The sequence below is a fragment of the Sphingomonas echinoides genome, assembly GCF_029623395.1.
Classification (GTDB): domain Bacteria; phylum Pseudomonadota; class Alphaproteobacteria; order Sphingomonadales; family Sphingomonadaceae; genus Sphingomonas; species Sphingomonas echinoides_A.
Genome location: NZ_JAPYKK010000035.1, coordinates 1 through 18,566 on the forward strand (window position 1 = coordinate 1; position 18,566 = coordinate 18,566).

At 58.8% G+C, this 18,566-nt stretch carries 17 protein-coding genes; 12 read left to right on the forward strand and 5 right to left on the reverse strand.

Annotated elements, in window-relative coordinates:
- Positions 1 to 1,685 precede the first annotated feature (1,685 nt).
- The 3 genes from QBJ92_RS16710 to QBJ92_RS16720 all read left to right on the forward strand — a co-directional run bounded on the left by QBJ92_RS16710 (position 1,686) and on the right by QBJ92_RS16720 (position 3,620).
- Entirely contained in the window at positions 1,686 to 2,252 is a 567-nt protein-coding gene (locus tag QBJ92_RS16710; protein WP_277970840.1) for a hypothetical protein, read from the forward strand.
- 228 nt (positions 2,253 to 2,480) lie between these two features.
- Complete coding sequence (locus tag QBJ92_RS16715) at positions 2,481 to 2,966, forward strand: hypothetical protein (RefSeq protein WP_277970841.1); 486 nt, start codon at positions 2,481 to 2,483, stop codon at positions 2,964 to 2,966.
- 87 nt (positions 2,967 to 3,053) lie between these two features.
- Positions 3,054 to 3,620, forward strand: a complete 567-nt coding sequence (locus tag QBJ92_RS16720) for a hypothetical protein (protein WP_277970842.1) — start codon at positions 3,054 to 3,056, stop codon at positions 3,618 to 3,620.
- A 1,613-nt stretch (positions 3,621 to 5,233) separates the two neighbouring features.
- Here the strand turns inward: QBJ92_RS16720 and QBJ92_RS16725 are convergent.
- Entirely contained in the window at positions 5,234 to 6,127 is an 894-nt protein-coding gene (locus QBJ92_RS16725) for an AraC family transcriptional regulator (protein WP_277970843.1), read from the reverse strand.
- A gap of 146 nt (positions 6,128 to 6,273) precedes the next feature.
- Between QBJ92_RS16725 and QBJ92_RS16730 the strand changes: the two genes are divergently transcribed.
- Positions 6,274 to 6,999, forward strand: a complete 726-nt coding sequence (locus QBJ92_RS16730; protein ID WP_277970844.1) for an SDR family oxidoreductase — start codon at positions 6,274 to 6,276, stop codon at positions 6,997 to 6,999.
- A 101-nt stretch (positions 7,000 to 7,100) separates the two neighbouring features.
- Here QBJ92_RS16730 and QBJ92_RS16735 read toward each other — a convergent pair whose 3' ends face one another.
- A complete protein-coding gene (locus QBJ92_RS16735; protein ID WP_277970845.1) occupies positions 7,101 to 8,069 on the reverse strand; it encodes an alpha/beta hydrolase family protein in 969 nt (322 codons plus the stop codon).
- 133 nt (positions 8,070 to 8,202) lie between these two features.
- Here QBJ92_RS16735 and QBJ92_RS16740 point away from each other — a divergent pair, with 133 nt between their 5' ends.
- Complete coding sequence (locus QBJ92_RS16740) at positions 8,203 to 8,868, forward strand: TetR/AcrR family transcriptional regulator (protein ID WP_277970846.1); 666 nt, start codon at positions 8,203 to 8,205, stop codon at positions 8,866 to 8,868.
- Here the strand turns inward: QBJ92_RS16740 and QBJ92_RS16745 are convergent.
- Positions 8,859 to 9,239, reverse strand: coding sequence for a winged helix-turn-helix transcriptional regulator (locus QBJ92_RS16745; RefSeq protein WP_277970847.1), 381 nt, complete (start codon positions 9,237 to 9,239; stop codon positions 8,859 to 8,861). The two genes, QBJ92_RS16740 and QBJ92_RS16745, sit on opposite strands and share 10 nt — an antisense overlap.
- Before the next feature lie 95 nt (positions 9,240 to 9,334).
- Here QBJ92_RS16745 and QBJ92_RS16750 point away from each other — a divergent pair, with 95 nt between their 5' ends.
- From QBJ92_RS16750 to QBJ92_RS16765, 4 genes are all read left to right on the forward strand, one after another.
- Positions 9,335 to 10,060 (forward strand): SDR family NAD(P)-dependent oxidoreductase, encoded by a 726-nt coding sequence (locus tag QBJ92_RS16750; RefSeq protein WP_277970848.1) that lies wholly within the window; start codon positions 9,335 to 9,337, stop codon positions 10,058 to 10,060.
- Between the two features lie 27 nt (positions 10,061 to 10,087).
- Positions 10,088 to 11,311, forward strand: a complete 1,224-nt coding sequence (locus tag QBJ92_RS16755; RefSeq protein WP_277970849.1) for an alpha/beta fold hydrolase — start codon at positions 10,088 to 10,090, stop codon at positions 11,309 to 11,311.
- A 54-nt stretch (positions 11,312 to 11,365) separates the two neighbouring features.
- Positions 11,366 to 12,391, forward strand: a complete 1,026-nt coding sequence (locus QBJ92_RS16760) for an NADP-dependent oxidoreductase (protein WP_277970850.1) — start codon at positions 11,366 to 11,368, stop codon at positions 12,389 to 12,391.
- A gap of 62 nt (positions 12,392 to 12,453) precedes the next feature.
- Positions 12,454 to 13,488, forward strand: coding sequence for an aldo/keto reductase (locus QBJ92_RS16765; protein ID WP_277970851.1), 1,035 nt, complete (start codon positions 12,454 to 12,456; stop codon positions 13,486 to 13,488).
- 252 nt (positions 13,489 to 13,740) lie between these two features.
- Here QBJ92_RS16765 and QBJ92_RS16770 read toward each other — a convergent pair whose 3' ends face one another.
- Complete coding sequence (locus tag QBJ92_RS16770) at positions 13,741 to 14,721, reverse strand: hypothetical protein (RefSeq protein WP_277970852.1); 981 nt, start codon at positions 14,719 to 14,721, stop codon at positions 13,741 to 13,743.
- A 481-nt stretch (positions 14,722 to 15,202) separates the two neighbouring features.
- Here QBJ92_RS16770 and QBJ92_RS16775 point away from each other — a divergent pair, with 481 nt between their 5' ends.
- The 3 genes from QBJ92_RS16775 to QBJ92_RS16785 all read left to right on the forward strand — a co-directional run bounded on the left by QBJ92_RS16775 (position 15,203) and on the right by QBJ92_RS16785 (position 17,169).
- Positions 15,203 to 15,370 carry a hypothetical protein gene (locus QBJ92_RS16775; RefSeq protein ID WP_184506515.1) on the forward strand — a complete coding sequence of 56 codons (168 nt, stop codon included), beginning with the start codon at positions 15,203 to 15,205 and terminating at the stop codon, positions 15,368 to 15,370.
- Positions 15,367 to 16,095, forward strand: coding sequence for a hypothetical protein (locus QBJ92_RS16780; RefSeq protein WP_277970853.1), 729 nt, complete (start codon positions 15,367 to 15,369; stop codon positions 16,093 to 16,095). The genes QBJ92_RS16775 and QBJ92_RS16780 overlap by 4 nt, the downstream gene beginning before the upstream one ends.
- A gap of 198 nt (positions 16,096 to 16,293) precedes the next feature.
- The gene (locus QBJ92_RS16785; RefSeq protein ID WP_277970854.1) at positions 16,294 to 17,169 is read left to right on the forward strand and encodes an abortive infection family protein; all 876 of its coding nucleotides are present in this window, start codon (positions 16,294 to 16,296) and stop codon (positions 17,167 to 17,169) included.
- Positions 17,170 to 17,296: 127 nt separating this feature from the next.
- Here the strand turns inward: QBJ92_RS16785 and QBJ92_RS16790 are convergent, their stop codons facing one another.
- Complete coding sequence (locus tag QBJ92_RS16790; RefSeq protein WP_277970855.1) at positions 17,297 to 18,088, reverse strand: hypothetical protein; 792 nt, start codon at positions 18,086 to 18,088, stop codon at positions 17,297 to 17,299.
- Positions 18,089 to 18,566 lie beyond the last annotated feature (478 nt).

Here is an 18,566-nt window from a genome sequence, read left to right on the forward strand (position 1 = left end):
TTGCAGCCGTTCCGGCATAGTGGCTTACTGTCGGCATGCTCGACAGATGCCCCAAAAACCAGGCAGGTAGACTACGTTGTCTATTGATTTGTTCATGTTCGGCATCGCCTAGAACGTATAAGCACTGAAAACTAGTAGACTAGGCGGCGAATGACCCGTTGGAACTATGTGGCGCTTATAATGGCATCAACAGGGTGCACGTGCTATTATTTATCTCAACAATATGGCATTCCTGTTAGCGTAAGATATATTTTAGACATATCAGCCGTCTTGCTTGTGCCTGCTACCGCTTTAGCGTTGATAATAGCTGTTTGTCGATGGAAGCCATCAAACCGTACGTTGATGCTTCGGGCAGCGGCATTGTTTCTGTGCCTTTTACCGTCTGCCTCAAATGACATACCAGAACTCGAATTGTACAGCCTAGCAAGATATTGTAAAATAGACCGCAATTCATTATGGTGGTCTAATCCGCATTGGAGAATAATTGGACTTACTGGTAATTTGTATTCAAGATACCTTAATGGTCAGTCTGAAAAAGAAGGACAATGCGTCTTTCATTGGTCGAGGATCAACAATGCTAGTTTTGGAGACGGGTCTATACAATAATGCCATTTGCTTGTGTTCTAGCGAACACTAGTGCCCAAGCGCGCCATTTACGTAAAATAATCCTTTCGAGGAAGCAGCGACCGCGCAAGGGCAGCTACTGCCACTCGCCCTCCCGTAAGCCGCCCTTCCGCTTTCCACCAGGTATTGCCGTTCAGCCCCTTTACAGCCGTCCATGGTAAGCCAAAGCCGACTGGCAGCTATCGGGCGGGGAAGTTGCCAGTCCGCAAACGCCCATTTGCAGACGTTCCCATTGAGGCTAGGTAGGACGCGATAACAGGGGGGAATGTGATGATGCTTGGACTCCTCGCTCTTGCTGCATCGTCGGTTTCCCCGTGTCCCGTAGAGCGCGCTCAATATGTGCTGCGGCACCATCCCCGTTGGACGGCTCATTATCGTCAGGTCGCCAGCGGGCCATATTGGCCGAGCGACCTCGCGCTGGCGATCCACGATCAGAAGTCAGGAGATACGTCGTGGTGGCTGCCATGGAACGGTGGAACCGATGGGCTTCAGAACATAGCTTCAACGGAGGATGTTACAGCGAAAGGGTGGCGAGCACCTGATCCGGACGGAGGTCCTCGCCCACAGGGCAACAGGCAGTACATCGGTTTCGACGCCGCCTACGACTTAATCGAGAGCGTTCCACGAAGAGGCGACCCTGCACCAGCCCACATGCTTTTCCCGAACGCGGCAGGCGCAGGGGACAAAACGTTCGGCTGGAAGGCCTTCTTCGACTTGGTGGGTTGTTCCGGGAATGACCGCTAGCCACCAGGTCGAGCCGTTCCTGCTGGTGATCGCGTCGGACACAAGGCGGCCCGGCCGGAGTCGCCCACTTCCGGACATTGGAGGCTCGGAGTCAAACGTAACTTGCAAAGGTTTGCCCATAGCGCGATCATTCGCGAATGCGGCCATTTTCTCATTTCGCGTTCCGTATGCACCTGCGCACGGCGGCAATGCGATTGGCCGTAACTAGTTTCCTGCTATCAGGCGCATGCTCGTCGGCTCCATCTAATCGAGCGTCGGACGATGTCCTAAGGTCGCCCGTCTTCGTCAAGATTGCTGACCGAGTATTTAGAACGCGCTTGGCAGAGGTGCAGCTCGTCTCGAAACGGGGCGAGGCCGGTAATACTTCATACAATCCCCAAGATGAGGACACAGGGAAGATTGACGCTGAAAAGCTCGCACGAGACGCCTCAAGGTCGTCGGCGCCTGTATCGGCTGGCCTTCTACGAATTGTTCCCACCGCGATCTACGAAGGGCGGCCGCCAAATATTGACTGTCTAAGCTGGCGTTGCCGGTCAGCCAAAGCTGGCGTTGCCAACGATCTTCCTGAGAGCTTCATGCTCGTAGACCAAGACGACTTGAGGCAGCTCGAAGCTTACTACAACGGAGACAAAAACGTTTTTGAGCTTTTGTCCGCTGTTGAGCCGTTTAACGACAAGCCTAAGGTTGCGTGCCCGAAGCAGGATACCACGCCGTCAGTTCCTAACGTCAAAGTAGTTTTAATCGTCACGTCTTGTTACGCCGTCGTTCGTCTCTCACCACAAGTTCTGGCTGTCTGGTCGCTTAATCCCAGAAGGCCAGAAACCGCCGAGGCGGCAGCGGCGCGGCAAGCTCAAGCTCTGGCACTCGTTTCTGAAACGGAATGACGAAGGCGCCGGAACTGTGGCTCAGTTCAACATGTCACCATGAGGAGAACGTCCGCTCTCCACCAGATCGGGACGTTCAAACGCTCCTGGTGTACCAACCGTTCCTGAAAGCAGACTGGCAGCTTTGAGGCGTCAAAGCGGACGGACCGGAATTGCCCAAACCTTGCCATTGCGCAGACCTTCGCGCGATCCCAGAAGGAGACGTAGGCCCAACAGTGGAGACAACGAGTGGCATGGCTTCGGTTCGCGGTATTTACGGCGGTGTCACTTTCGCTTGCGACAAGCGCGACAGCGCAGGTTCCTCCGCCGCCATTGCTTCCCGAGCAAACCAGTATCGCGGAAAACCTCGTGCGTGCCTTCTCGACAAAGGACGAGGCTCGTTATGCCGCCCTTCTCGCTGACGATGTTCAAGTTTTCGAAGATGGACAAAACGTCGCGCGAAACAAAGCCGATTGGCTAAAGGCGTTTGGCCCGAAGCTGTCCGCGACCGGTGTCTCGTTCAAACTTGCGCCGGGGTACGCCTCAACAGGACGCCTCCTCTTTATGGAGTATTTTAATTCACTCGGAAGCTGGGGGCGGAAGCCGCCCCCAGATTGCTGCTGGGGATATGACGCCGTTGCCTATGACATAGCGGGCGGCAAAATCACGGTTATCAGGCGACTTCGAGGTGGTACTTCCCGGCTGGCTGATGACGGCAAGACAGCTGGAAAGTAACGGCCGCTTCGCATTCCGCTCAAGCCAAAGCTGCCATTCCGCTTGCCACCATGTTGCGACGTTCAGCCGCTCTGAACACGACCGCCGTTGCCGGAAGCCGACCGGCAGCTTTCGGGCGGCAAAGCGGACGGACTGGAAACTTCCACTTGCAGACATTCGGCAGTTGGCGGATTGTCCGTCGATGAAAAGGCTATTACCGCTACTGCTTTTAATGCGGGGGCCGCTTCCGCCGTTGATCATCCTCACACCTATCTCCTTTCGATAATCGGCCTCCCCGTCAAAGACACGGTGAGCGTCAAAGCATTTTCGTTCGACATTTGGGGTGTGCAGTTCAACTCCGTATGCCGCGTCCCCGAAGGGTGGCGGATAAAGGCTGTCAGCAGCGCGACGCCGAATGGCGAACTTTCCGGGGAAGGCAGTCAAGGGGCTACATGGTTCAACCAGCGAAGCCCTAAGACCTTGCGTGCTTTCGTGTTGGTGACCCTTTCTGATCCCGTGCAGCGGACCGACGTTAAGACGGCGGGCGGGAGTGGATTGATACCGGCAACGTTCAAAGGGTTTGCGACGGTAGAGACCGATGATGGCGACGGGCGCATCCCGCTCACTTTCCGCAACATCACTTTGACCCCAGCGGCTGCGTGTCTGCGTCGGTAGCTAGGTCCGCTTGCCACTAGGTCGCGACGTTTAGGCGCTACTCGCGTACCAACCGTTCTTCAATGCCGGCCGGCGTTCCCGCCCCATAGCGGTCGGTCGGCTTCCAGCGCGATCGACGCTCGTGAAGGGGTTGAACGGCAATAGGTGGTGGGAAGCAGACATTAAAGATTGTTCAAAGTTTTGCATTTATGGCTGTGGCACCATACAACTAATGAAATGTAAGCGTCTTGGGCACATGCTGAGTTACCGTTGCTTCTTTGATATGGCAGTGAACTGTATATCACAGCATATTAAAGCGCACGATATTAGACTATCTTCGTCGGCATTACTTACCTTATTACTATTCATAACGGGGAGCTGCAACTCGCAGAACCAGTCAAAGGCTCGTTTGGATGCCGAGTGCCCAGCCATTCAAATATGCTTCCTTGATATCCCTCCAATGTCGATGTCTAGAATAACGCTAAATGTCATGTCAAAGCCGGTTCATCCAAGAAAAGATATATTATCATATTTGGCAAGAGACTTTCATCGCACTATGTTCTTGTTTGATATAGGTCCACAGAAGCCAATTGGATGGACTGACAGATATGGAGGGCGACATCTTCCGCGCCGCGTATATTTTGTAGCAAGCACTGCTCACGCAAACATTGGTAGCCTATGGGTTGTATTCGACCACCTATATGGCAACGACGCCTTTACACAGATAATAGAAAGCAGGTTTGATAAATCTAAGGATATAGTTAGGGTATTTGGCGACCAGAACGGGGTTGGCCTTAATACGATCGGTCTAGTGGACAAATCTACGGGGACTGGTCCGACATTCGAGTCTCACTATGACCCAAACGACAGAGGCCCATATACTCGAAAAGATTATGGCTCTGAATATGACCGGAGGGAGTTTTTTGGTTCACACGGGCCCTGTGGGGGGCCGGAAAAATTAGTGCCAGTACCGAAAGCTTGGGTAGATGAGGCTGCAGCACGTGAACGGGTTTGTGAGAAACGACGTGCAACCCGCGAGGATAAGCCTTGGTATTCCCAGTTCTCGCTGGATTAGCGTTGTGTCCTGTTTTGTCCGCATCGCCGCAACGAAGCGATAAGCAGATTTTAGAAGCGGTCGCGTTCATTCGGGCTGAATGTCAAAATTTGGGCGATAGCAGAAGGGCTGCTTTTCCTCCGGCACGGCTCCTCCTTAGCCCTGCTCGTAGCTTCAACGGTGCCGTTTGAATGGGTGCCGTATGGTCCTCGTTGGCTAACACTTCAGCCGGACCTGACGAGAAAATCGGCAGGGATTTTATGCGTCATTTCCTGACGTAAAGAGGACCGGCCTAGAGATGTGCGCTGAGGGTATACCTAAAACGTACCGGCATGGAAACGATCAATGTCGCGGTGCAGGCCGGAGTAGGGGGGGGTGGGCGGAAAGGCGAGGGGGCGACCGCACCTCGAAAGTGAACCTTCCGCTATCAGGCGGTGATCGCAGCCAGCAACGTCCGCTTTGCGCCTTGCAGCTGAACGTTTCGACCTGATCCAACGTACGCTCTCGGCTGCTGCCAAACCTGCACGAACGGCCGGCTTTGGCTTAGGAGTAACGCAAACTATCAACGACTTCTCTGCGACTACAGCGCGATGCCCGCTGGTGCAGCGTGTAGCCGATCGATGTCCAGTCGTGGCGGCGCGCCGAACAGGCGGCGGTATTCGCGGCTGAACTGTGACGGACTCTCGTAGCCGACCGCAAACCCTGCCGCGCTGGCTGTGGCACCGCCTGCGAGCATCAAGCGCCGTGCCTCCTGCAGACGCAATTGCTTCTGGTATTCTAGTGGCGTGAGATGGGTGATTGCCTTGAAGTGTGCATGAAGCGAAGAGGTGCTCATCCCCGCCTCAGCCGCGACCTCGTCAATGCGGATCGGCGCATCGAAGCGACGGCGGATTGCGGCAATGGCCCGGCTGACCTGGTTGAGGTGGCTGCCGGCGGTTGCGACGTGGCGAAGCATCGGCCCGTGCGGCCCGGTGAGCAGCCGGTACAGGATTTCGCGCTCGATCAGCGGTGCCAATGCCCCGATCGTCTCCGGCCGGTCGAGCAGCCCTACCAGCCGGCACGCAGCGTCGATCAGGTCGGGATCGCTAGGGTAGAGGCCCAGCACCGGCAAGTCGGTGCGCTGAACTGCGCCGCCTTCAGACACCATGAGGTCGGCGAGCATCGCAGGATCGAGGTCGATCTTGCAGCAGAGATACGGCTTCTCGGGGCTCGCATCGATCACATGCCCGACGAGCGGCAGGTCGACCGAGACAAGGAGGTAATGGGCGGCGTCGTAGACGACGCTGTGCTCGCCGATCGACACGCGTTTCGATCCCTGGGCGATCAGGCATAGCGAAGCCTCATAGACGGCGGGCGTCGGCGTGCTCGGCTGATCGGCCCGGATCAGCGACACATGCGGCATCGCCGTCGTGCAAATGCCCGTCCCGCCGACGTGACGGTCGATGACGGCGGCAAGCTGGGTGATCCGGTCCATGCCGACCGTCATTCCTCAGCGGATCGACGCGCGCAACCGAGAGACGCGATTCTGGAGGATTGTGCAAAGCGTTCGGACGATCGATCTACCGCGGACCCGTCCTGCTGTCCCATCTTGCTGGCCGTCAGCAAGGCAAGGAAAACATCATGACAGCTATCATCGACAAGGTCGTCCTCATCACCGGCGCTTCGAGCGGCATTGGCGAAGCGACGGCGCGCGAACTGGCAGCGGCGGGCGCACGGCTCTTCATCGGCGCGCGTCGGGGCGAGCGGCTGAAGGCGCTAGCGGAGGAGCTTGGCGCGAGCGTCGCGTGGCAAACCCTCGACGTGACGGACGGTGCCGACTTCGACGCGTTCGTCGAGGCCGCCGATGCGCGGTTCGGGCGCGTCGACGTACTGGTCAACAATGCCGGCGTGATGCCGCTCTCGCCCCTGGCCGCGCTTAAGCGCGACGAATGGAAGCGGATGGTGGACGTCAACATCCACGGTGTCCTAAACGGTATCGCGTCGGTCCTGCCGCGGTTCGTGGCGCAGCAGAGCGGCCATGTCGTCAACGTCGCCTCGGTCGCCGCGCACATGGTCATGCCCACCGCGGCTGTCTATTGCGGCACCAAGCATGCGGTGCGCGCCATTACCGAAGGGTTGCGGCAGGAGCATGACGAAATCCGCTCGACACTGATCTCGCCGGGCGTGGTCGCCACCGAACTCGGGCACGACATCACCGACTCTGCAATAGCCACTGCTCTGACGGGTTGGCGGAAGAAGTCGTTGACCCCGGACGCGATTGCACGAGCAGTCCGCTATGCGTTGGAGCAGCCCGACGGCGTCGACATCAACGAGGTCATCGTGCGCCCAACCGCGGCGGACATGTGATCGCGAGGGGTGCCAGCACTGGTTTGCGAGATCCGGACACTGGCACCTCCTGCCTGCTGGTGGTTAAGGCCGCGGCGAGCTAAAATTGCTCGTCGTCTAGGCTACTTGCGCGTCACGTGGCCAAGCGAAGCCGCCGGGCCTTCAAGAGCACGGGATGCCTCTGACCAAGCGGTGTCACCATCGAAAAGAGCGGAGCGCAGGTAGGACCAGATCATCCGCCGTGTCGTCTCGAGACGATCGGGGTCCTCGTCGTCCGTCTCCTTGGCATCGTAGCCCGCTATGCCGCCCAAGCCATGCTTCGCGCCTGCGATCGTCAGCAGATGGTCGGCACCGGGGCTGAGATGAAAAGGATCTGCGTGCCAGTCGGCGCCGCGGACCGTCAGGTGCGGGCTGACGTCCTCGTCGCCGTATACCACCAACGCGCGCGTTATCAGTCGGCTGAAGTCTGGTGAGAAGGCGGGGCCATATGCCTTGCCGCCGGCACTGAGGTCATCGCCTCCCGCGCCAGGCGCGTTGAGCAAGACGCCGACCTTGATGCGCGGCTCAAACAGGTTCACTTCGCGTGCATCCTGACCATCGCCGATCGTGAATCGCGCGCCGAGCAAGAAACCCACAGTCTGTCCGCCAAGCGAGTGTCCAACGGCCGCGATACGGTCACGATCAAGTCTGCCAGCCAGAGGTGGAACGATTGCCTCGATCACATCAAGCCCGTCGATAATTGCGCGCAACTCCTCAGCCCGCTCGCGCGCAAACAACGGTGCGTCTGGCGCACCCGCTGGCAAACCAGCAACTTTAGAGTTGGCTTGGCTGGGCTGGATTACGACAAAACCACGCTCGGCGAGGAAGTTGGCGAGGGGGCCATAGCCGTCCTTTGACGGCACATACAGCGACGGGCCATGTCCATGGGAGAGCAGCACGATCGGAAGATTGTCGCCGGTCATTGGTGCGGTGATCCGCATTTCCAACGGCGTCTCTCGTCCACCCATTGGCAGAAGCACGGGACTATACGAGGCAGCGATCGTCTCTTCCAACACGGGGATGGCGCGCGACACCTTGATAAGGTTGTTCATGAGCATGTTCCTTTTCCAGCTAGCGAGATCGACGTTCGGCGTGTATTCCGATCCGGAGCGCCGCTCCGAATAACGATATATGGAGCGATGCTCCGCTTATCAAGATCTGTTTTGCGGCGGATGGGAGAAAACGTTGCCCACACAACAAGGAGAATTGTCGGGGCGTCGGACCGGCCGAACCGTGCGTGCCGATGCGCAACGCAATGAGGATGCAATCCTTGAAGCAGCCAAGCAGGTCTTTGCTGCGTCCGGCATCGATGCAACCGTGCGGGAGATTGCCGCTAGGGCGGGCGTCGGAATGGGTACGCTGTACCGGCGTTTTCCAACGCGATCCGATCTGATCGCTGGCGTGTTCCGCCGTGAGGTGGATGGCTGCGCCGCAGCGGCAGCGACACTTTCCTTAGAGAATGAGCCTGGAAGGGCAGTCGTTTTATGGCTTGAGCGCTATTGGCGGTTCTTGACCACAAAGAGAGGACTGGCTGCCGCACTACATTCCGGTGACCCAGCGTTCGACGCACTGCCGGCCTATTTTCGAGCGAACTTCGAGCCGGCCCTTGCTACACTACTGCGTGACGCCGTTGCCGCCGGCCAGATCCGCGATGATGTTCCGGCCTGGATGCTCCTTCGAGCCGTTAGCGCGCTCGCAGGGGCGGCAGATGAAGCAGAGCCGGCAGAGGCACATGTGATGTTGGCTTTGATGACGGACGGCCTGCTGCGAGGAAAAGATCGCGCCCCCGACATAGAGGACAGGCTAGCAACGCCGCTGGGTCAGCACGGTGACGTGACGCACTATTCCTGATCCTCAAGTCTCGACGCGTCATAGCTTAACTGCGCTCGCTCCAGCTCAGTCCCGTTTTCCAATGACCAAGTATAGAGCGCCGCGAAGGGCTCACGGAGTGACCCACCCAATCTCGTGATTGTGTACTCAACGCCAATTGGCTGGGTCGGCAGAACACGGCGGCTGATGAGGCCCGCGCGTTCTAGCCGCTTCAAAGCGTCCGAGAGGGCCTTGTGCGTGATGCCGTCAAGACGACGCTTTAAGTCATTGAAGCGCGCTGGTTGCGTGCACAGGACATTGAGGATCAGAACCGTCCACTTGTTTGCGATCTGCTCCAGGATAGGCCTCGTAGCGCTCACATCAAGCGGCAGAACGATGTCACCAGTAGCCATGGGTATACATCTCCATATCTAGGCACCGACAGGTGCGTTCTTGTGCTTAGATATGGGGAATATACTTAGACGTCACCACGTTTCAGTGAGGACGTATGAGCAAGCTTACGGGTAAAGTCGCGGTTGTGATCGGCGGGCAAGACGGCATCGGCGGTGCCATCGTGCAGCGTTTCGCGGTAGAAGGCGCGACGGTATATGCGACCAGTCGACGAGCCGAACAGAGTGAGACAACGCACGGCAAAGGCGCGGTGCGTGCGCGTCGCGTAGACGCTTCGGATCCAGCCGACATAATGGCATTCTTTGTGTCGGTTGAGCGCGAGGCGGGGCAGGTGGACGTCCTAGTCGTAAATGCCGGCATCGCTGAATTCGCTACGCTCGACACTGTTGACGACGACCACATTGATCGCACCCTCGGGCTAAACGTGCGCTCACTTCTATTCGCGACGAAGGCTGCCACAGCGATCATGCCTCGAGGTGGAGCTGTGGTGCTGGTGGGGTCGATCGCGGGTGCGATCGGCACCAAGGGCTATGGCGTCTATGGCGCGAGCAAAGCGGCGGTGCGCTCTTTTGCGAGAACCTGGGCCAATGAGCTCGCTCCGCGCGGGATCCGGGTCAATGTCGTGGCGCCCGGGCCAACCGATACCGCCATGTTCGCGGCGGCCTCAGACGAGGTGCGCGGAACGCTGACGCAGTTAATCCCTCTGGGCCGCATGGGCCGTCCCGATGAGGTCGCATCGGCCGCACTGTTCCTCGTCAGTGACGAGAGCAGCTTCATCACCGGCGCGGAGCTGCCGGTCGATGGCGGAATGGCACAGGTCTAATCTCTCAGATCAGCAGGACTACTTACAATGTCATCTTTCTTAGCGCGCAGCGGCCGCAACTTTGTGGCCGTTCTCCTAACCACCTCGCTCGGAATCGCCAGCGTCGCGCTCGCACTGCAACCTGCATCTGGCCGGGCACCGATCACCCTTCGGGCGGCTACGACTCAGCCAGCGATCTCCGGCGTCGACGCCAACGTAAGGCTTCTCCACCATACCATGCTCGGTGTCGGAGGGCGGCCGGTGCCAGCCACGACACTATTGCTGACACCCAAGGGCACGCCGCCTGTGGGGGGGTGGCCGATCGTTGCTTGGGAGCATGGCACCACCACGCCAGGACAGAAAAGCTGTGCGCCGAGTCAAACATCCGAGCTCGACGGCGGCCTGACCAAAGACGGCTTCAAAAGCGATTATGCTTGGCAGATCAATGAATTCATTGGAGCCGGCTACGCAGTGGTCGCGCCTGACCTGGAAGGCCTCGGTCCTGATGCAACCACCCCGTACCCCTATTATGATCTGTCCAGCCTCGCTCGATCGTTGGTAGCGGGTGTCGTTGCGGCTCGGTTCGCCGAGCCTCGCCTGTCTGATCGCTGGGCGGCGGTTGGACACTCGGACGGTGGTCACGGCGTGCTCGGCGCCGAAGCATTGGCAGGCGAAGCCGATGGGATGACCTACGTTGGTACGGTCGCATCTGCACCCTACGTTGCAATAGAGGCTCACGCTGCCCGCTTCGGGGCGAATGGCAAGGCAGCGACCAGCAGGCAAGCAGCTCTGCAGGGCAAGATGATGCAGCAGTTCCAGGGGGCGCTTATGGCGACCGGCCTCAAAGCTGAGCGGCCGTCCTTCGACGAGACGTCAATCATGGGTCCGGATCTGGCCGCGACGTTACCCCGCTTCCGCTCACTCTGCTCGGTGGCAGCAATCGGTACGATCGACGCAGCAGTGAAGGCGAAGGGTGATGATTTTCGAGGATTGAAGTTGGATTGGGCAAACCAGCCGCAGATGCGCGCCTTCATCGCGGCCAACGATCCAGCAGTCAAACCGGGCTACACGCTGCGTAAGCCCGTCCTGATCGTTCAGGGTAATGCTGACCCATTCGTCTTGGAGCCGCTTCAAACGCCGTTTGTAGACCGGCTAAAGGCGACCGGCGCGCCCGTCACATACACGGTCTACGACGGTGCGGACCACTTCTCCGTCATACGCGAGGCCGATGGCGATGTGCTGGCCTTCCTGCGCCAGCGCTTTGCCCGCTGACGCCTCGCTCAGCCGACCTTGTCGTCGGCAGGGTCATTTTCCCGGAGGACCTTTATGAACCAAGCCATCAATAAACAGGTGCTGCTCGCCCGCCGGCCCCAGGGCGCTCCCCGCAACGACGATTTCCGCATGGTCGACGCTCCGATGCCTCTCGCTGGGGAGGGCGAGCTGCTGCTGCGCAATCTGTATTTGTCTCTGGATCCGTACATGCGCGGACGAATGAACGACGCACGCGGCTCCTATGCGCCACCATACGCGCTCAATGCGCCTCCGGGCGGGGGCACTGTCGCGCGCGTCCTTACTTCGTACCATGATGGCTTCGCCGAGGGCGATTTAGTGGTGGTGCCCGACGGTGGTTGGCAGTCGTTTGTCGTCTCCGACGGCACAGGATTGCGGCACCTGATGCCCGACATGTCGGAGCCGTCGCAGGCTCTTGGCATTCTTGGAATGACCGGGTTCACCGCTTGGTGGGGACTGACCAAAATCGGAAGACCGCAGGCTGGCGACACGCTGGTGGTATCAGCCGCAGCTGGCGCGGTCGGTTCTGTCGTCGGGCAAATAGGTCGGCTTCTCGGCTGTCGCGTTGTGGGCATAGCAGGCGGAGCGGACAAATGTCGCCATGTCGCGCAGGATCTCGGCTTTGACGCTTGTGTCGACTACCGCGCACACGATTTCGCCGGTCAGCTTGCACAGGAGACAAACGCTGCCATCGATATCTACTTCGAGAATGTCGGCGGTGCGGTACGGGACGCTGTCTGGCCGCTACTCAACAACGATGCGCGCGTACCCGTATGCGGCCTGGTGTCAGGCTACAACGGTGCAATAGCAGGAGAAAGAGTTGGAATTCATGAATTCCTCACGACGCTGATCGTCAAACGCATTCGCTTGGAAGGCTTTCTGAACGCCGACCATCTGGAGGAATTCCCGACCTTCGAAAGGCAGGTTCGGGGCTGGCTTGATGATCGCCAACTGCTGGTTTCCGAAACTATTGTCGAGGGCCTCGATAAGGCGCCTGCGGCCTTTATCGGCCTGCTCGAGGGCAACTACACGGGCAAACTGATCGTGAAGCTGCCGGAATGATGCCGGGTCGAACAACCCAACCACTCATTTGACCTACTCAACAGACCATGCAGGAGACCGCTATGCTCTATCGAAATCTTGGACGGACCGGCATCAAGGTCAGCCCTTACTGCTTGGGCGCGATGATGTTCGGCAAGATTGCAAACACCGACCATGATGCCTGCATCCGCATCATTCACAAGGCACTCGATTTCGGAATTAATTTCATCGACACCGCCGATCGATACAGCGACGGAGAGTCCGAGGCGATTGTCGGCAAGGCGCTCAAAGGGCGCCGCGACCATGTCGTACTCGCTACCAAGTTCACCGGGCCCATGGGGCAGGACCCGAACCAGCAGGGTGCCTCGCGCCGATGGATCGTACAAGCCGTCGAAGGCTCGCTTCGCCGGTTGGGGACGGATCACATCGACCTCTACCAGGTTCACCGCATGCCGGCCGACACCGATGTAGAGGAGATCCTGTCGACGCTCACTGACTTGATGCGAGCGGGCAAGATCCGGGCGTTTGGCGCATCCACCGTGCCCGCCTCCGACATCGTCGAAGCGCAGCACATTGCGGAGCGCCGCGGCCTCGGCCGCTTTCGTACTGAACAGCCTCCCTATTCTATTCTCAACCGCGCGATCGAACGCGAGGTACTGCCGACCTGCCAGCGCTACGGCATGGGCGTGATGGCCTGGAGTCCGCTCGCCAAAGGCATGCTGACCGGCAAATACCGAAAAGGCCAGACAACGCCGGACTCACTGCGCGCGAAGTTCTTTCCCAAGGCGATGTCCGATGAGAGCAGCTTGGACGCCGTCGAGCAGCTCATCCCGCTGGCAGAGAGTGCGGACATCTCGCTAATGCACATGGCGCTGGCGTTCGTCATGTCGCATCCGGCGCTCACGGCCGCGATCATCGGCCCGCGTACCGAGGAGCACCTCGACGGCTTGCTGAGTGGCGCGACCGTGCGGCTAAGCGACGAGGTGCTGGATCGTATCGATGAAATCGTGCCGCCTGGCGTGGACCTCGCACCACTAGAGGGCGCTGCCTATGCATCTCCGGCTATATCGAGCAGCCTTCTACGTCGCAGGAACGCCGACGAGCGCGCCGCCGCCTGATGCTGCACTAGCGGGTGCGAGTCATCGCGCCCGTTAGTGCCGTTAGCCATCGGTGCATAGGTGGCGAGCGTACGCAGTTCGCTGAAGCATCCGCCGCCCAGTGACTCGCGAACGGTTGGACGAGCTGCCGGGGCTATTTGGCGGCACGCCTTACCTATAACTCCTGATCGAGCTGCGGCTCAGCGGTCGCCATGCTGATATCGGAGCGGAGGGCATCGATATCGTCGTCCACATCACCCCCCCCCCCCCGCGCTAACCCAGCCGTTTGCTAAGGTTCTCGTTCAGCATGTCGGTAGCGCTGCGAGTGACCGAGCCGCCGTCAACCCTGCCAGGGCGCGACGTGAGTTCCCGCATCCAGTTTTGCACGGCAGCTTGACCGTGAATTGCCTCGAGGTCGCGAAACACGCGCCACGAACCTTCGTAGCGAGGCTTCAGATTGCTCTCATCGCTGGTGACGTCGTCCGGTCCGATGCTGAAACTGCGGTCAGAAAGCGAGGGAGTGTAGGCCGGGTCAGCTTCCATCCTGCGGCGCTCCTCTGGTGGAACTTGGCGCATGATCGCCTCCCGCTTGACCCGCATGCCGCCCCAACTACCGAGCGCCAAGGGCTGTTTGCTGGCCTCGAACAAGCCCTGAGAGCGCCTTACGTCGGCTTGAGCCTCTTCCGGTGACAGCCGCTGACGGACCTTGCGACTGATCCATTCCGCATGACCTTCCTCAAGCCAGCGGGGAACTACGGACCCCGCGCGTTTTTGAAAGCGATGAACCTGTTCATGCGGCATGGTGAGGACAATCATAGACTGCGCTTCGTTGCCAAGACTGCCGTTGGCTTCCACATGGATCTTCCACCGCGTCACGGTCTGGTTCGGTGGGGCGACGTAGTTGCCATCGGTCGTGAACACCGAAGAGAACCACTGTTCCCGCGCGCTCACCTCACCGAGTTCAACCGCCAGCAGTCTTAGCTGTGCGCCGAGGCAGGCCGCGCGCGCATACGCAGCTTTCTCGCCAGCGCGGTCATAATACGCCAGCATCCATGCGCCGCTCTGTTGATCGGTGATGCGTAGCTTGGGCAGGTCACCGGGGTCTGCAATAGAGCGCTCGACCTGAATGCCGGCCAGCCGCGGACGCTTTCCAATAGGTGCGGCGCATGCCATTCTTGCGTGATCGACAAACCCCCGATTAGTCGCTCCAGCGGGAGTGGTCATCAGCGCGATCGTCATCATCAACATAGACATGCCGCAGCTCTCCAGGCCCTATGCCGGACTAGTATGCCACGGCCCTAGGCGTCGTAGCGGCCGCGTTCAAAGTTCGTAAGCCCGCGTGTTAGGGGCGGCTGCTCACGGCGAGCCTGCAGTGCGTTTCCGATCGATCGACTAAGCGTTATCAGTCCCGCCGCCTCGTTCGGCCGGCCTCAAGATGCGGATCCAACCCCTGGCGAGGCTTCTACGTGCCGGTTAGATGGGTGCCGTATGGTCCTCCTTGGTTAGGCCTTCAGCCGGACCAAGCGAGCAAATCGACCGGAAATCTAAACGTTGTTCCTACACATAAAACAGACCGGCCAGGAGCTGGTACCATAGAGCATACCCAAAATGTACCGCGAGAAGCCGCGATCAATCGATGCCTGTCTGCGAGGGTGGGCGACGTGGGGAGACTGCCAACCGGGAACGTATGGAACCGCACCCTAGGTTGAGCTATATATCCCGTTAGGAGACTACGATGCAGCTGAACACCACGGAATCGATTGATCTGGGCCGACAGGTCCACCGTGCGTTTGGTAGCTGGAAAAAGGCTCGCGAGGCCGCCACGAAGACCAACGACGGCGTCTATCGTCTCAACAAGGATCAGCTCCTAACGGCCGCGAAGAGCACCAAGCCGGAGGAATGACGTTCGGTTACGCACTGCTCGGCGCCTTACTACTCCTGCTGCCGGGATTTGCAGGCTACTACGGGACTAGGCTTGGCGAAGCGGGTGACTTGGTTTCGCCGCGCCCCGACCGTCCGAATTCCAACCAGACGATCTTCCTAGTGGTCTTTATCGCCCTTCTTGCTCACACGGTGGGGGCATTAGTTTTTGGCGTGAACGAGGTGATCGCCAGCTATGGAGGCAGGGTCGCCACCTTGCCTATCGAACCAAACCCTTATCGTATTTTGTGGAGAGCCAAGGCGCCAGGTGGGCTGTCCGGTGCCGGATTCGCGTGGGAGCTCATATATTCTCTGATGCTCACTGTGGGCACCGGCCACATTTTTCAGAAGCTTGCTCATCGAAATCCCGTTACGACGGTTACCGCGCCGCTGCGTTTCGGCTGGCTGCTACCGATCGCTAGGCAGGTAGAAGCAGGAAGCCATGTCGTCATCGGCTACGTCCTGACAACTATGGGACATGATGGCGCCTGGATTGCGTATGAAGGGATCGTGCGCCGCCTCGCTTTAAACGACGATGACGCCATCGAGATGATTGTGTTGGAGCAGTGCGACCGCTTTGTCGTGCGGCTTGTGGACGGTAAGGTCGAACGGGTAGATACCGAAGGCCAGACAATCGAGCTCATCCAGCTTCGCAATGATCAGGTGGCAAACTACGCGCTTGAGGTCCTGGAGGTCGCCGCGACCTAAAGCCGTGCAAGCCCTCTGACGTGGGTAGGTGCGTTGAGGATATACCCAAAACGTACTGCTGGTAGTTTGCGCGGATGACGCGCGAGGCGTGGAAGGGGAGGGCGGCATCCGTATGGCAAGAGGCACCGATAAGCTGATATGGTACGACACTATCCGACACTAGGCGCCTCGGGCGTGTAAGCCTGATTGGTGCCTTCTATGCCGTTTCCGCTTTCTCCTCAGTCGATTGATGCTGTTGCGGAGATCATCAGCGGTGGGGCCGGTAACAGCACGATGCCTCCAATCGGCATCTATCGCTCCGGCCCCCGCATCGAGAAGTTTATGCGGGGCTGCAACGTCGATTTCCAGCTCACAGGTTCGCGCGTTCCATGTTTAGTCGAGCGTCTTATCGCCCTTAATCGCGCGGCCGAGTATGAGCCCTTGGTACGCGTCATCGAAGCTGCAACCGATCCTCGGGATTTTGTAGCGGACCCCGAACGGCTCTCGACCGTAATCGAGTACCTCAATGGTGTGCTCGCCTTCGATGGTTTCGCCCTGCAACGCCAAGGGTTAGCCATCCGCCTTGTGACGGTCGGGCAAGCGAGCCCAGTTCTTGAAAAGCTAGGGGGCGTGGTCGACACCATCAGCTTCGATACCGTGCGCCTTGATATCGACCGCGCCCTAGCAAGCGTAAATCAAGACCCGGAAGACGCGGTAACGGCCGCGTGTTCGGCGGTCGAGAGCGTGTGCCGCTCAATCCTTATAGAGCTCGGCGAGGACCTTCCCGCGAAAAAGGATATCCAGGGCCTCTACAATGCCGTGAAGAAGCCGTTGGCACTGGATGCGAGCAGAACCGACATAAACAGCCAGATCGAGGCCGACGTTCGAACAATTTTAGGTGGGCTTTCTACTGTCATTAGCGGCATTGGAGCGTTGCGCACGCATGCAGGCGATGCGCATGGCCGCGAGCGGGGCTTCGTGCGAATCGACGCCCGTATCGCTAGCTTGGCACTCCATTCCGCCAGTACAGTTTCACTTTTCTTGATTGAGACTTGGCAGCGCAAGTTCCCTGATCGGGACCTTCGCCGCCATTAGAGAATGTACGCTTCAAAACACACAGAAAGAGCGCTCCCCGCGAGAGCACAATAGGAACGTAAGTTAAGCAGGCGAGTACGCTTATGACGTGCAACGGTCGCCGGCGTATTGCAGGGACCCCGTGTGCTCACTCGTGTTCATCATGTCGCCTCATGACCGAGACGGAGTGACTGCGTTGCCACGGCGCCCTCCACTCGGGATAAAGTTTGTCCCACTCGACCAATTGGCGGTGATACGCCTGATGTAGCGATTGGTCGCCCGGCGCCAACGCGGCGTGCAAGAGTTTCTGCTTCATCGTGAGTGTCGATGAGAGAAGTCGTCTGAGCGATGCCTCCCAGTTAAGGTGTGCAGACTTCCTTTGTTCCGTCGCTTTGTCCCACGGAAGCTTCAGTGTCGCATTGTAGAGATAGATCCATGACACTAGGGCGACCGCGGTCATGGTGTCATACCTCTGAAGGTCAGAGGCCAGCTTTTTCATCGGCTCACTAATCACAGAGACGATGCCGATCAGAAGCCATCCACTTAACATCGCCCACGTAGTCTCGTGCGCGCGGGAGCTTCTATCGTTAAGAACGCGAAAGCGAGCACCAAACTCTCTCGAGACATAGACTATAGCGACAAGGAAGCCGAGAAGGGCGCCAAAGCGAAGCCGAGGCCAAGCACGCATTTCATCAGCTATGAAGCCAAACACGTAGAGCATGACAAGCCAGACGGCGGTAAAGAGTAGGACGCTGGCCCACCACCTCGGTTCGACACCAGTGATGCGTCTAACCAGCATCTCATTCGGGGACTCGTCGTCAACATCGCTGTTAGGCGAGCAGGTCTTCCCTCCGTTTACGTCGATGGAGGCGATAAGCCACTCTATAGAGGTAGCATGTCCGTAGAGGAGGCCTTCAGGCGAATGGTCTTGTTTAGACATAACTATGGTTCACCGATCATACGGTGGCCTGAACAAAGCGGGACCTCGCATCCCTACCTCAGGCCACCGACAATAACGGCTCCCACGGTTCCCTTGGACTTCCCTGGTCCGACGCTGGCATCACCAAGCACATATGCCTTGGCTGGTTCAGCGCCTGCCGATCACGGGGAGCGATCCACGAGGCTGGAGGGTGCGTGGCACCCCGAGTCGATCACCGACTCTATTACGTCTTGCCCCTCACGGTGGTTCGACGGCCAACTTTCATTCACCAGCTGACACGTGGCCTCGGCTTCCCTCGGCCGACTAATTATAGGGGTCGGTACATAGAACGGACCCAGATATACGCTAAGCGCCGACAGGTCTGCTTGGGTGTCCGAAAACACCCGTTTGTCGTGCATCCAGGATGGCGACAGGGTTTTCCGCCGTAATCTACGCCTTCTGGGACAAGGGCGTCGTCCCGGCACGGTCTGCCGAACGA